This is a genomic window from Gordonia alkanivorans NBRC 16433, assembly GCF_000225505.1.
GTDB lineage: Bacteria > Actinomycetota > Actinomycetes > Mycobacteriales > Mycobacteriaceae > Gordonia > Gordonia alkanivorans.
The window spans coordinates 58,881-72,309 of sequence record NZ_BACI01000026.1 but is presented as its reverse complement, the minus strand read 5'-3'; the positions used below and the strand labels follow the sequence as shown (position 1 = coordinate 72,309).

Annotated in this window: 16 protein-coding genes; 9 read left to right on the top strand and 7 right to left on the bottom strand. The window is 67.5% G+C overall.

Annotated features, from left to right (window positions below; genetic code table 11):
- Positions 1–130: 130 nt before the first annotated feature.
- The 3 genes from GOALK_RS03650 (at position 131) to GOALK_RS03640 (ending at position 2,377) form a co-directional block, all read left to right on the top strand.
- Positions 131–634: a flavin reductase family protein gene (locus GOALK_RS03650; RefSeq protein ID WP_006357441.1), complete on the top strand. Its 504-nt coding sequence runs from the start codon at positions 131–133 to the stop codon at positions 632–634.
- Positions 631–1,185, top strand: coding sequence for a nuclear transport factor 2 family protein (locus tag GOALK_RS03645; protein ID WP_006357440.1), 555 nt, complete (start codon positions 631–633; stop codon positions 1,183–1,185). Before GOALK_RS03650 ends, GOALK_RS03645 begins: the two co-directional genes overlap by 4 nt.
- Before the next feature lie 82 nt (positions 1,186–1,267).
- Positions 1,268–2,377: an oxidoreductase gene (locus tag GOALK_RS03640; protein ID WP_040003976.1), complete on the top strand. Its 1,110-nt coding sequence runs from the start codon at positions 1,268–1,270 to the stop codon at positions 2,375–2,377.
- A 16-nt stretch (positions 2,378–2,393) separates the two neighbouring features.
- On the opposite strand, the gene GOALK_RS03635 is transcribed toward GOALK_RS03640, so the two are convergent.
- Positions 2,394–2,879, bottom strand: coding sequence for a nuclear transport factor 2 family protein (locus GOALK_RS03635; protein WP_006357438.1), 486 nt, complete (start codon positions 2,877–2,879; stop codon positions 2,394–2,396).
- Positions 2,880–3,119: 240 nt separating this feature from the next.
- On the opposite strand from GOALK_RS03635, the gene GOALK_RS03630 reads away from it, so the two are divergent.
- The 4 genes from GOALK_RS03630 to GOALK_RS03615 all read left to right on the top strand — a co-directional run bounded on the left by GOALK_RS03630 (position 3,120) and on the right by GOALK_RS03615 (position 7,108).
- The gene (locus tag GOALK_RS03630; RefSeq protein WP_006357437.1) at positions 3,120–4,292 is read left to right on the top strand and encodes an acyl-CoA dehydrogenase family protein; all 1,173 of its coding nucleotides are present in this window, start codon (positions 3,120–3,122) and stop codon (positions 4,290–4,292) included.
- A 29-nt stretch (positions 4,293–4,321) separates the two neighbouring features.
- Positions 4,322–5,236: a biphenyl-2,3-diol 1,2-dioxygenase gene (bphC, locus tag GOALK_RS03625; RefSeq protein WP_006357436.1), complete on the top strand. Its 915-nt coding sequence runs from the start codon at positions 4,322–4,324 to the stop codon at positions 5,234–5,236.
- Positions 5,237–5,418: 182 nt separating this feature from the next.
- Positions 5,419–6,093 carry an IclR family transcriptional regulator gene (locus GOALK_RS03620; protein WP_006357435.1) on the top strand — a complete coding sequence of 225 codons (675 nt, stop codon included), beginning with the start codon at positions 5,419–5,421 and terminating at the stop codon, positions 6,091–6,093.
- Positions 6,094–6,355: 262 nt separating this feature from the next.
- Entirely contained in the window at positions 6,356–7,108 is a 753-nt protein-coding gene (locus tag GOALK_RS03615) for an IclR family transcriptional regulator (protein ID WP_006357434.1), read from the top strand.
- 13 nt (positions 7,109–7,121) lie between these two features.
- Here GOALK_RS03615 and GOALK_RS03610 read toward each other — a convergent pair whose 3' ends face one another.
- On the bottom strand, positions 7,122–7,874 hold the full coding sequence (locus tag GOALK_RS03610) for an SDR family NAD(P)-dependent oxidoreductase (RefSeq protein WP_006357433.1): 753 nt from the start codon (positions 7,872–7,874) through the stop codon (positions 7,122–7,124).
- 108 nt (positions 7,875–7,982) lie between these two features.
- Here GOALK_RS03610 and GOALK_RS03605 point away from each other — a divergent pair, with 108 nt between their 5' ends.
- Positions 7,983–8,594 (top strand): TetR/AcrR family transcriptional regulator, encoded by a 612-nt coding sequence (locus tag GOALK_RS03605; protein WP_006357432.1) that lies wholly within the window; start codon positions 7,983–7,985, stop codon positions 8,592–8,594.
- 60 nt (positions 8,595–8,654) lie between these two features.
- On the opposite strand, the gene GOALK_RS03600 is transcribed toward GOALK_RS03605, so the two are convergent.
- From GOALK_RS03600 to GOALK_RS03585, 4 genes are all read right to left on the bottom strand, one after another.
- Positions 8,655–9,791, bottom strand: coding sequence for a 3-ketosteroid-9-alpha-monooxygenase, oxygenase component (locus GOALK_RS03600; RefSeq protein ID WP_006357431.1), 1,137 nt, complete (start codon positions 9,789–9,791; stop codon positions 8,655–8,657).
- Positions 9,792–9,917: 126 nt separating this feature from the next.
- Complete coding sequence (locus tag GOALK_RS24175; protein WP_231380820.1) at positions 9,918–10,106, bottom strand: hypothetical protein; 189 nt, start codon at positions 10,104–10,106, stop codon at positions 9,918–9,920.
- 203 nt (positions 10,107–10,309) lie between these two features.
- Positions 10,310–11,092, bottom strand: a complete 783-nt coding sequence (locus GOALK_RS03590) for an enoyl-CoA hydratase-related protein (protein ID WP_006357429.1) — start codon at positions 11,090–11,092, stop codon at positions 10,310–10,312.
- A gap of 18 nt (positions 11,093–11,110) precedes the next feature.
- Positions 11,111–11,629 carry an SdpI family protein gene (locus GOALK_RS03585; protein WP_006357428.1) on the bottom strand — a complete coding sequence of 173 codons (519 nt, stop codon included), beginning with the start codon at positions 11,627–11,629 and terminating at the stop codon, positions 11,111–11,113.
- A gap of 56 nt (positions 11,630–11,685) precedes the next feature.
- On the opposite strand from GOALK_RS03585, the gene GOALK_RS03580 reads away from it, so the two are divergent.
- Positions 11,686–12,771, top strand: coding sequence for an NADH:flavin oxidoreductase/NADH oxidase (locus GOALK_RS03580; protein ID WP_006357427.1), 1,086 nt, complete (start codon positions 11,686–11,688; stop codon positions 12,769–12,771).
- 3 nt (positions 12,772–12,774) lie between these two features.
- Here the strand turns inward: GOALK_RS03580 and GOALK_RS03575 are convergent, their stop codons facing one another.
- Entirely contained in the window at positions 12,775–13,368 is a 594-nt protein-coding gene (locus GOALK_RS03575) for a TetR/AcrR family transcriptional regulator (RefSeq protein ID WP_006357426.1), read from the bottom strand.
- Positions 13,369–13,429: the final 61 nt, after the last annotated feature.

The window sequence follows — 13,429 nt, the reverse complement described above, 5'->3', positions numbered from 1 at the left end:
AGCGGAACACCGGCCGTGTCGGTTTCCCACTGAACGAAAGCGTGCTGGGCGCGAACGCCCGCGGACCCTACGCTGGCCCGGTGGATGGAGCCGGCCTCTCGGCGACGGCGGACAAACGGAAAGGTGCACGATGTCGATCGAAGCGATGTCCCAGACTGATATGCGTAAGGCGCTTGGTCAGTTCGCGAGCGGGGTGACCGTGGTGACCGGGCTCGACGACTCCGGACCCGCCGGTTTCGTCTGCCAGTCCTTCGCCTCGGTGTCGCTGGAGCCGCCGATGGTCCTGTTCTGTGCCGATCACCGCGGCCGGTCGTGGCCGCGCATCCTGCGGGCCGGACGCTTCACGGTGAACGTGCTGCACGAGAACCAGGCCGACATCTGTTCGCGGTTCGGCTCCCGCGACGGGCGCAAGTTCGACGGCCTGGACTGGGAGCTGTCCAACTGGTCGACGCCGTCGTTGCCCGATGTGCTGATGCGCGTGCACGCCGACATCCACGATGTCCACACCGCAGGCGACCACGACGTGGTGATCGGCCGGGTGCTGGAACTCGAGACGCCCAGCGAGGAACGCCCCCTCCTCTTCTTCCGCGGCAAGCTCGGGATCGACTCCCCCGCCGATCGGCTCACCGCATGAGCGAGACCGACGCCGTGTCCGTCGGGATCCCGGACGGCATGTCCGCCGCCGAGGCGCTCCTCGCCATCGAGGAGATCAAACGGGTCTTCGCCGTCCGTCTGCGTTGCATGGACACCAAGCAGTGGCATCTCTACGCCGGCCTGCACACCGACGACGTCATCAGCGAGACGTGGGGCGGCCTACCCGATGACAAGCAGCCGCGTACCGACGGCGAGTCCAATCGCGTGGTGGGCAAGGAGAAGCTGGCGTCGACCATCCGCGCGTTGCTCGACGGTCCGGTCCCCGTGACCACCGCTCATCACGGGCACAGTCCCGAGATCGTGCTCACCTCGCCCACCACCGCGCGCGGCATCTGGGCGATGGAAGACAACCTCTGGTGGTCCGACGACGCCGGCGAGTACCATCTGCGCGGCTTCGGCCACTACCACGAGGAGTATCGAAAGGTGAACGGCCAGTGGCTGATCAGCTACCGAAAGCTCACCCGCCTGCGCGTGGACTCCTCCCCCCCACTTCTTCCGTTTCCTGAAAGCGCTGTGATCGCCCGTGTCTGAGAATCCTTCGGTATCCGACGGTCTTCCCGCGTCCGACGAGCACACTGCGCCACCCGACAACCCCTCCGCTCTCTTCGAGCCGCTGCGCATTCGGGGAATGGAGCTGCCCAACCGGATCGCGATGTCGGCGATGACCCGGTCCTCCTCCCCCGGCGGTGTCCCCGGCTCCGACGTCGCGCACTACTACGCACGACGCGCCGCCGGCGGCACCGGTCTGATCGTCACCGAAGGCGTGGCGATCGATCACGTGGCGGCGGTGGACAATCCGGCGGTCCCGCGGATGTACGGCGACGCCGCCCTGACCGGCTGGCGAACCGTCGTCGACGAGGTGCACGCAGCAGGCGGGCGCATCGTCCCGCAACTCTGGCACGTGGGACCGCTGTGGGGCGCGATGTGTGAGGTCGACCCGGCGATCCGCCCGATGCGACCCTCGGGCCGGTGGGGCACCCCCGGGGTCACCTCGTACTCCGATGACTACGTGGCACGCTCGCTGCCGGAGACCCCGCCCATGACCGAGCGCGACATCGACGATGTCATCGACGCTTTCGTGTCAGCGGCCGCGAACGCGGTCGAGGTCGGCTTCGACGGTATCGCACTGCATGGCGGTCACGGTTATCTGCTCGACGCATTCCTGTGGGCCGACACCAACCGTCGCAATGACCGCTGGGGACGAGACCTGCACGCGCGTACCCTCTTCCCCGCCGAAGTGGTCAAGGCGATCCGCGCGGAGATCGGGCCCGACCTACCGATCTTCTTCCGCTTCTCCCAGCACAAACAGCAGGACTACACCGCCCGCATCGCAGAAACCCCCGATGAACTCGGGGTGATCCTCGGGACGCTCGCCGACGCCGGGGTGGACGTCTTCGACGCCAGCATCCGACGATTCGACCTGCCGGCCTTCGAGGGCAGCGACCTGTCCCTGGCGGGCTGGGCGAAGATGCTCACCGGCGCTCGCGTCATGGCCGTGGGCAGCGTGGGACTCGGTAAGCCCATGCGCGACAGCCGTATCGAGGGTGCGGCGCCGCTGGTGGACAACATCGGCGAGGTGGACGACCGCATCGCATCCGGCGAGTTCGATCTGATCGCGATCGGCCGACTGCACCTGGCCAACCCGGGGCTGGCAACCGCTCTGCGGACCGGCGCCCCGCTGACCGCGTTCGATCGTGCGGTCCACGAGGGCAGCCTGGTCTGAGACGCCTTCCGCCGGTTCAGTCCGACGCGCGCCCGAGCAGTTCGCGCGCGTCGGCACTGCCGTCGAGCAGCCGGGCGGTCCGACGCGTGATCTTCCACTCCCCGTCGATGCGCGCGAGCTCGAAACGGTTGGCGCTCGCGCGCCACACCCGGAACGAATCCTCGTCGGTGTTGCGGCGCACGAGAAGGGAGTGGCAGGTCGCCACCGCGGTGTCACCGTCGAGGCGGATGTTGATGGGGTCCAACAGATGTCCGCATCCACCGTGGATGTAGTCCTGGTGGGGTGAGGTCCGCACCATCTCGGTGATCGCCGCCCGCCCGTTCATGACGCCGATGTCGAGGTCGTACACGGCATCCGGCGCCCACAGCCTGCCCACCGCCTCGGCATCGCCCGCGTCGACGGCCGGGCCGTAGGCACTCAGCACGTCACCGATGGCTGCTCTGTCCTCGAGGACCCGAACCCGGTCGAGCAGAGCGTCGAGCTTCTCCTGGATGTCTGTCATCTGCGATCCCTTCTCCGAGACGACCTGTGGTGTCGGAAGCGGTGGCCGTTCAACCACTTTCCTACCGACTACCCGGCCGAGGCCACCACCGCTGTCCCGTTCAACTGAAACTCCCGTGCGCCGAGCGCACACTCACTGCGAATGTAGGACGCATCACACCTGCACCGACCAGGCGGGTGCGTTCGGAAGAACACGGAAGTCTCCGGCCGTCTCGAGGCCGTCCCGAGGAAGGGTCACATCATGGGCCAGGTATTGGACAGAATCATGCAGCACGCGGACGAGATCCGCGCGGATGCCGCTGAGGGCGAGACGCTGATGCGTCTGACCGATGCGTCGGCGAAGAGCCTGCGCGACTCGGGGGTCATCCGGATGTTGCAGCCGAAGGAGTACGGCGGCTTCGAATCGCACCCTCGCGAGTTCGCCGAGACCGTCATGGCCACAGCGGCACTCGACGGCGCGACCGGCTGGGTCGCCGGCATCGTCGGCGTCCACCCGTGGGCACTCGCCGCCTTCGACGACAAGGCGCAGAACGAGATCTGGGGCGCCGACAACGACATGTGGATGGCCTCCCCGTACGCACCGATGGGTGTGGCCGTGCCGACCGACGGCGGCTACGTCCTCAACGGTCGCTGGTCCTTCTCCTCGGGCACCGACCACTGCGGCTGGGTCATGATCGGTGCCGCGGTGGGCGACAAGGACGGCAACCGCACCGGTCAGATCCTCCACGTCGTGCTGCCGCGTTCGGACTACGAGATCGACGCCGACAGCTGGAATGTCGTGGGACTCCGCGGCACCGGCTCCAAGGACCTGATCGTCAAGGACGCCTTCATCCCCACCTACCGCACCATCGACGCGGAAATCGTCCTGAGCGGTCAGGGCTGGAAGCACGCCGGACGTGACGAGACCCTCTACAAGTTCCCGTTCTCCTACATCTTCCCGCTGGGCATCACCTCCGCACTCATCGGCATGACCGAGGGCGCACTCGCCTGCTACGTCGCGGCCCAGAAGGAGCGCGTCCAGGTCAGCGGCATCCCGATCAAGGAGGACCCCTACGTCCTGTTCGCCATCAGTGAGGCCGCAGCGGAGATCTCCGCGTCGCGGGTCTCCCTGCTGGAGATGGTCGACCGGTTCTGGGACAAGACCGAGAAGGGCGTGGAGATCAGCTTCGCCGAGCGGGCCGAGGGGCGCCGGACGCAGGTGTCGGCCGCGTGGCGCGCAACCAGGGCGATGGACGAGATCTTCGCCCGCGCCGGCGGCGCAGCGGCTCATCTCAACACCCCGATGCAGCGCTTCTGGCGTGACGCGCACGTCGGCCTGACCCACGCGATCCACGTCCCCGGACTGATCTACCACTCGGCCGCCCTCACCCAACTCGGTGGCGACCCGCAGGGCGCCTACCGCGCGATGATCTGACCCGACAACACTTCTCGAGGATGACAACGATGACAGAACTACGCGGACTCGGCTTCCTGCGAGTCCAGAGCACCGATGTCGCGCGCTGGCGCGAGCTGCTGATCGACGGCCTGGGCATGGCCGTGGGCAGCGGCCCCGAAGCCGACGCACTGTACGCGCGGATCGACGAGCGTCGTTCGCGGATCGCCGTACTGCCCGGCGATTCCGACAAGGCACTGGCCGTCGGCTGGGAGGTGCGTGACGAGTTCGCACTCGAACGCGTCCGTCAGGCAGTGGAGGCCGCCGGCGTCGCCGTCACGGTGATGTCCCGCAAGGAAGCCGGCTACATCGACGCCGAGGGCGCCATCGCCTTCGACGATCCGGCCGGAACCCGGCTCGAGGTCTTCTACGGTCCGGTGCTCGACCACAGCCCCGTCGTGACGCCCTTCGGCGGACGCTGGGTCACCGGCGGCCTCGGACTGGGACACGTGGTGCTCCCGAGCGCCCAGTTCGCCGAGTCGTACGACTTCTACACCCAGGTGCTCGGCTTCCTGCCGCGCGGCTCCATCAGGCTCGACGAAGAGGGCCTGGCCCGCGTCCGCTTCCTCGGCATCAACGAGCGGCACCACAGCCTCGCGCTGTGCCCGGCCCCGCCGACCGAGGAGCCCGGCCTGGTGCACCTGATGACCGAGGTGGACACCCTCGACGCGGTCGGTCAGGCACTCGACCGGGTGAACCAGCAGAAGTTCTCGATCTCGTCGACGCTGGGCCGGCACACCAACGACAAGATGATCTCATTCTATGTCCGGGCCCCCGGCGGCTGGGACCTGGAGTTCGGCACGGAGGGAATGCTCGTCGACGAGCGGCACTACACCTCCGAGGAGATCACCGCCGACGCCTACTGGGGCCATGATCAGAGCGGCTCGGAGCCGTTGAAGGCGTTCATCCCGGTCGGCGAGGGCTGAGCATCCCGACCACTCGGCCTCTCGGCCACACAGAGGAGCACCGCGACGACGTCGTCGCGGTGCTCCGTCGTTTTTGTCCCCGAGCGTCTTCCCTGCGCGCGCCGGGCGCGATAGCATCGCATTGAATGATCGATCAATCAATCAGCGCGGGCCGAGAACCTGGGCTGATAGTCGGAGGCATCGTGACCACCCCAGTCGGCCAGACCCCCTCCGTCCTCGGACGCGCACTCCTCCTGCTCGAGCCGTTCCGGCATCGCGAAGGTCTCACGCTGACCGAGCTCGCCGAACGCACCGGCTTTCCGCGCTCGACCACGCATCGGATGCTGACGCAACTGGTGGCCGTGGGCTGGATCCGTCGCGAGGGCACGACCTACCTCCTCGGCCCCAAGATGGCCGAGTTGGGCTCGATCGCCCAGGTACACGACCGCGTCCACCAAGCGGCGCAGCCCGTCGCCTACCAGCTCTACCGTCGGACACGGGGCGCGGTTCACGTGGCCGTCGCCGCGAGCGAGGATGTCCTGTTGCTGGAGAAGATCGGCGGACGGTGGGCGGCCGCCAACCTGGACACTCGTGTCGGCCAGCGTCGCGGCCGGGGTGAGACGGCCGAGGGGGCGGCACTGACGCGGCATGAGGCCGGCGGTCCGACACAGTTCCACGACATCCACCGCACCCTCGACAGCGGCGAACACATCCGCTGTCTCGCAGCGACATTCGACGTAGCCGGCCAGGGCGCGACGCATGAGTCCACGGGGGGCGTCGCGGTGATCTCGCTGACCTTCCCGGCCGCCCGCATCCATCCGAGCGCCGACGAGGAGCTCCGCCGGGGCGTGAGCGCCGTGGTGCACTCACTCTCCTAGCGAACACCCCGCCTCGCCCGACGGCCTATCAGGCCGCCGGGCGGTTCGTGCTGCCACAGCCCGCCACCGGGTCACCATGCACATCGCGGCTGTGATTCGACGTTTTCGCGCAAACGGCTTTGACACACGTCACAGTCCTGCTATCTTTTCCCTATTGATTGATCGCTTGATCAATGAGCCCCGATCGATCTCTGACCGTCCCCCGGGCGCCCCCACCGAGCGCCCTCAGGCCACCGCCCGGCCTGCCCCGCTGGAGGTTCACATGCGCAACAGTGACGATTTCTCCCCCGCCGTCATCGACCGTGCGGCGGTCCTGCTCGAGGAGTTCCGCGATGGCGGCGAGCTGACACTCTCACAGCTGTCGAATCGAACGGACCTCCCCCGATCCTCGGCGCATCGACTCCTTTGCCAGCTCGTCGACCTGGGGTGGGTCGAACGGCACGGACAGACCTACACGCTCGGCCGGTCACTGTTCGAGTGGGGCGCGCTGGCCCGACGGCGTTCAGGACTCCAGGAGATCGCGCATCCGTTCCTGCACGAGCTGTATGCGACCACCGGACTCGTCGTCCACCTCGGCGTGCTCGAGGGCAACGACGTCCGAATCCTGGACAAGGTCGGATACGGCCCCATCGCCCTGCCGACGCACATCGGGGGCCTGCAGCCCGCCGGACGCACGGCGCTGGGCAAGACGCTGCTCGCCTTCTGCGACAACGGTTCCGCGCGTCGCAGGCCGACAGTCGAGGTCCTGACCTCGGCGGCCGAGGAGGCGCGTCGGCGAAACGAGATGGCCGTCGTACGTCAGCGCCGCACAGCCTATGAGCGCGACGAGGCCGTCCTCGGCGTGGCATGTGTGGCCGCACCGATCGGCGACCTGCGCAGCTGCGCCGGCGCGATCGCGGTCACCGGCCCGGTCGAGACGGTCGACGGCGCACTTCTGGCAACCCCTGTCCGAGCGACGGCGAACGCGATCTGGCAGGCCCTGTCCGACAACGGTTCCGTCCGGCGCGCCGGCTGAGCCGGGGCCGACCTCAGCGAACCAGCGCCTGCCCGCCGTCGACGGCGAGCGTGTGGCCGGTGATGTACCGGGCGGCGTCGCTGCAGAGGAACACCACGGCCGGGCCGATGTCGGTCTCCGGATCACCGAGACGCCCCAGCGGCACCGTCTGCAGGTACTCTGCGGCACCCTCCGGATCGAACTGCGCCCACTGCTCCATCGTCTGCGAGTTCGCCAGCGGGAGAATCGCATTGACCCGGATACCGTCGGCCGCCCACTCGCAGGCCGCGGTTCGGGTCAGCACTCTCACCGCCTCTTTCGCGGCCGCGTAGGCGCCGGTGCCCGACGGATTCCACCGGATACCCGCGGCGGAACCGAGATTGACGACCGCGCCGCCCCCGCAGAGATACCGGTGACAGTCGCGCATCAGTCGCCAGGTGGCCGTCGGACCCGAGTCGAGGGCGGCCCGGTAGGTGGCCTCGTCGATCTCGAGGAGGGTCCCCGGCGCCGGCGTCTGCGCGTTGTTTACCAGCACGTCGACACCGCCGAACTCCCCGGCCACCGCGGCCACGAGCGCTGAGACCGCACTCTCGTCGGTGACGTCGCAGGTGAACGGTGCGGCGCTGCCGCCACGGGCGACGATCTCCCCGGCCACCGACTCGATCGTGCCCGGCGTACGACCGACGACGGCCACTGTCGCACCAGCGGCGGCCAGCGCGAGGGCGATACCCCGGCCGATTCCCTGGCCGGCGCCGGTCACGAGCGCGACGCGATCATCGAGAACCATGTGTACTCCTCATTCCGAGACGGTTCATTGATCGTTTGATCAATGAATGTGGCACAATCTCCGTGCACGGCACGGACGGTGCCCGAACGCTGACAGGGGTGGGGATTTGTGGATCCGCTGCAACGCAGAAAGCTGATACTCGACCGCTCGGCGGCGATCTTCGCACGTAAAGGCGTGTCCGCCACCACGATCCGAGAGATCGCGGATGCGGTGGGAGTGCACTCGGGCGCTCTGTACCACTACTTCCCGTCCAAGGAAGCCATCGTCACCGAAATCATGCGGGAGTACATCCTCGACCTGTCGAGCCGGTGCGAGGACGTGCTGGCACGCCGTCTCGCGCCCGTCGAGCGGCTCGTGGCACTCGCCGAGATCGCATTGGAGACCAACGAGCAGTACGACGGCGCCACCTCGATCTGGCGGCGCGAAGGCGATTACATGCGCGAGCGGGTCGTGGAAGCCGACATGACGGCGACCGCGGATCTGATGGAGATCGCCTGGCGGGAGGCGATCGCAGAAGGGGTCGACCTCGGCGAGTTCCGCACCGACATCGACCCGAGGGTCTTCCAAGAGCTGATCTACGACGCGGTCTGGCACGCCTCGCGATGGTTCCGCCCGACGCCGGAGAACACCCTGGCAGACCTGGCACGCACCATCATCACGGTCTTCGTGAGCGGAATGCGGAACCCCGCCGCGAGCGCGACGGGCGATCTCGGCACGTAGGGGTGAAACCTGGTGCCCCCTCGGCCCGACCTTGTCCAGATCGGGCCGAGGGGAAGACTGTCATTCCTTGGGAGCAGCCAGGTTCTCTTCCACTTCCTTGTGCCAGTTCTGGAGTGCACGGCTGGTGTCGACCTCGAACTCGAACCGCTGGGTCATATCGGGGGTGACCTCCTCGACGTCGACGTAGAACTGGCTGTACCAGCGACGCAGCTGGTAGACCGGGCCGTCTTCTTCGGTCAGCAGCGGATTCTCGATGCGGGACTTGTGCTTCCAGATCTCGATGTCCTGCGCGAACTGCTCCTCGAGACCGTCGGTGAACATCGTCGCCATCTCGGCGGCCTGCTCGTCGGACATGCCCTCGATCTTCTTCACGATCGTGCCGAACTGCAGGACGAACGAGTTCGTGGTGACCGGGTAGTGGCAGTTGATCAGCTTGGATTCGATGGTCGTGCCGTCGGCGACGGTGTAGATGGTGTCGAGCATGAACGACGGGCCATAGTAGAACGCATCCGAGATGGTCTGTGCCTCCGGCAGATCCATCTGAACACCGGTCTTGATGTCGTCGCGTCCGTACGAGCGCATGTGCTGGCCGGCGATGTGACCGTCGAAGACGTTCTTGAAGAACTCCGGCATCTGGTAGTGCACGTAGAAGAAGTGCGCCATGTCGACGACGTTGTCCACGATCTCACGGCAGTGTGAACCCTCGACGTGGATCGTCGTCCAGGTCCAGTCGCTCCACTCACCGTCCTCGTAGCCCTCGATCTCCGGGATCGCGAGTTCCGGGGTGGGTTCGGTCCCCTGCGGGCAATGCCACACCAGCAGAACGCCGTTGCGCTCCATGGTCGTCCACGCCTTGGTGCGTGCGACCTTGGGCGTCCGGTGCGCATAGGGCACGGATTCGCAGCGGCCCTTGCCGTTCCACCGCCAGTCGTGGAACGGGCAGGCGATGGTGTCGCCCTTGATCTCGCCCCGGGCGAGATTGCCACCCATGTGCCGGCAGAACGCGTCGAGCACATGGAGTTCGCCCGTCGAGTCGGCGAAGACGACCAGGTCGGTACCGAAGACCTGGACCTGATGGGGCTTGCCGTCCCGGAAATCCTTCGCCAACCCGATGCAGTGCCACCCGCGCGCGAAACGCGTCGGATTGGTGCCGGTGTCGATGCTGCGGATCTCGATTCTTTCTTGTTCGACGGTCATGATGTCTCCAATGGGTGTAGGGGCTGGAACTGACGGGGCTGAAATCGTCGAGACATCGCCTCGAGCTGGGAGTGATGCCCGAAGCGATCGATGAGAATGACTGAGCGGATGAGGTTTTCGCGACGGTCAGGAGGGCACGACGGCCGCGGACCCGGCGACGACATCGCCGGCGGACAGCGGACGGACACGGGGCTCCGACCTCGTCGACATCGGGATGTCCCCGCGCGTCACCGCATGGTCGATGCTGCGATCCAATGCCGCACAGCGCAGAACGTAACCGCAGTTCGCGTTCCCGACGGCGGACGCGGACGCCATCTCATGACAGGACTGCTTGGCGTCGGCGGTCCACTGGATGCTCGTGTGAGCAGGACTGTATTTCGCGACTGACACGCGGGCGTCGCAGGTCTGACAGACGAGCGGCTGCATTGGTCCATCCCTTCCTCGGATGAGGAAAGACTAAGAACCGGGATGTGTCGGGCACCACACGATTTCAGCTCAGCGGAACAGGAGCGGAGGGATCAGCTGTCGGTCCACACCGGTGCACGCTTGGCGAGGAACGCCGACATCCCTTCCTGCGCATCGCACGTCATCGCATTGGCCGCCATCGTCTCCGCCATCTCCACGTAGGCCGACGCCTCGTCGAGCTCGATCTGCTTGTAGAAGGCCTGCTTGCCGATCGACACCGTACGCGCGCTCGAGCCGGCGATCTGCAGCGCCAGCTCCCGGACCGTCGTGGTGAGATCTGCATCGTCGACGACGCCGCTGAGCAGCCCCCAATCGGCAGCGGTCTCGGCGTCGATCGCCTCCCCGGTCAGCAGCATGTGCATGGCGCGCTTGCGGCCGACGGCCCGTGTCAGCGCGACCATCGGCGTCGAGCAGAACAGGCCGATCCGTACGCCCGGGGTCGAGAACTTCGCGCTGCGACCGGCGACCGCGAGATCGCACGTCGCGACGAGCTGGCATCCGGCGGCGAAGGCCATGCCCGCGACCTCCGCGATCACCGGCTGGCGCACCTCGTGGACGGTTCGCATCAGCTCGGCGCAGGTGTCGAAAACGGCGCGTTCGTCGTCGAGTGTGCGGTCGACGAGTTCACCGAGGTCGTGCCCGGCCGAGAAGGCCGGACCTTCCGCACGGATCACGATGACCCGCACGTCCGAGTCCTCGTCGAATCGGCGGAGTCCGGCCGTGACGGCCTTCATCGTGGTGGTGGACAACGGGTTCCGGCGCCGAGCCGCGCGCAGGGTGATCACCCCGAGCGGCGCGTCGACCTCCACCGACACCGCGTCTGTCGTCTCGCTCATCGTCGGGCTCCTTCGGTGTCAGTGGCCGGGGATCGCGTACCGCGACCCGACGCTGATGTGGACGGTGTAACCGAGCACGGCCACCAGGTAGGTCAGGACCGGGATCGCCAAGGTCCACGACGCGCTGTCGCCGCTGCCGATGATCGCCGACGCCGCGAGCAGCCAGGCCATCATCAGCAGTGTCGCGCCGCCCATCAACGCCAGGTCCTCGCCCATCCGGCGATTGAACTCGTCCCGATTCGAACCTTCCATCCAGTACGCCTTGCGCCGCCGGCTCGGGAAGTTGACTGCGCGGGCCGGGATGCGCGACAGAATCCGCTCGGCGCGACCGAAGAGCACCGCGACCAGCACCGCGATGAGACCGAGACCGCTCAGGAGCCCCCACTTCGAGTCCCAGCGGGTGACCTCACCGTCCAGGCCGATGTGCCCGGCCATCTCGTCGGAACCGAGCACGGCGACTCCGGTCCACACCGCGGCGAACACCACCATCGACAGAGGCAGGAGCATGCGGCGCGCATATCGCGAGGGCTGCGTCATGGAATTCAACCTACCGCCCGGGGAATAGCCTGGAGTCGAGGCGGTTGACCCTAATCGTGACCAGTACCGCACTCTTCGAACCGATCACGCTCCGCGATGTCGAGATCCCCAACCGGATCTGGCTCGCGCCGATGTGCCAGTACAGCTGCTTCGCCGGCGACGGAATCCCGACCGATTGGCATCTCGCCCACCTCGGCGCCCGCGCCGCCGGCGGTTTCGGGCTGATCCTCACCGAAGCCGTCGCGGTCGTCCCTGAAGGTCGGATCAGCCCCGAAGACGCCGGACTGTGGAACGACGACCAGGCGCAGGCCTGGAAGCGGACCGTCGACTTCGTGCACTCACAGGGCGCAACCATCGGCACCCAGATCGCCCACGCGGGCCGCAAGGCGTCGACGTACTCGCCGTTCGACGAACGGTCCGGAAGCATCCCCCTCGACGACGGGGGCTGGACGACCGTCGGCCCGTCCGACGTGCCGTTCGAGGGATACGCCGATCCGGTCGCCCTCTCCACCGAGCAGATCGCCGAGGTCGTCGACGCCTTCGCCCAGGCGGCTCGTCGCGCCGACGAGGCAGGGTTCGACGTGGTCGAGATCCACGCAGCGCACGGATATCTGCTGCACCAGTTCCTGTCGCCGTTCTCCAACACCCGCACAGACGCCTACGGCGGCGACTTCGCCGGCCGCACCCGCATCGTGCTCGAGGTCGTCGAGGCCGTGCGGGCCGTATGGCCCGAGTCGAAGCCGCTGTTCATCCGTCTCTCCGGTACGGAGTGGCGCGACGGTGGCTGGGGCGTCGCCGAGTCCTCCCGGCTCGCCGAGATCCTCGGCGCACGCGGCGTCGACCTCATCGACGTCTCCTCGGGCGGCAATGTGCTCGCCGACATCCCGGTCGGCCCCGGCTACCAGGTCGACCTGGCCCGCTCCATCCACCGGGACTCCGGAGTCCCGACCGCGGCGGTCGGATTGATCGTCGAGCCCGATCAGGCCGAGAAAGTCGCCGGCGACGCCGACATCACAGCCGTCCTCTTCGGACGCGTCGCCCTGCGCGAACCGTCCTGGCCGCAGCGCGCCGCACACGAACTCGGCCTCTCCCGCGACGAAGCGCCCTACCCGCCGCAGTATCTGCGGGGTGCCTGGCGCTGATCGTCAGCTCGGGGCGGGCCCCATGAGCGCGAAACAAGCGGCCGTTGCCGGTTCGATGATGTCGCTCAGCGGTGATCCGGATTCGACGGCACTCGCCGTCAGTTCGCGCACCCCGCCCCACAGGAACACCGCGCGCTGCCGGCTGATCGGCTTCACCCCGGCCGCGGCCAGCGTGGGCGTGGAGGTGAGTCCGACGAAGAGGTCGACCCAGTCATCCATCGCCTCGTTCTTCACCTGTGCGGCGGCCCCGCCGAGCGCGGGTAGTTCGCGAATCCACGAGAGCATGAGTCCCGGGTATCGGTCGCTGGTGGTGGCGTAGGCCGTGACCGCTTGTCGCACTTGCTCTTCCGGGCTCCCCTCGGGGTCCACGCCCGCCGCGATCCGGGCGATCATGAACCGGTTGGTCTCGCGTAGCAGCTCGAAGAAGCAGTCCTGCTTGTCGGTGAACTCCTGATAAAAGGTGCGTCGCGACGTCTGGGCCACGCGCACCACGTCGGCGATGGTGGTCTCGCGGTAACCGGATTCGGTGACACACTCGAGCATCGCCGCGAGGAGGCGCTCCCTCGTCGACGTCGCACCGTTCGGCCACAGTTCCACGCAGCGAGCATATGCCTCTTGCCCTCCCCGGTACCCACGCGTACCGTCGCCGGTACGCCGA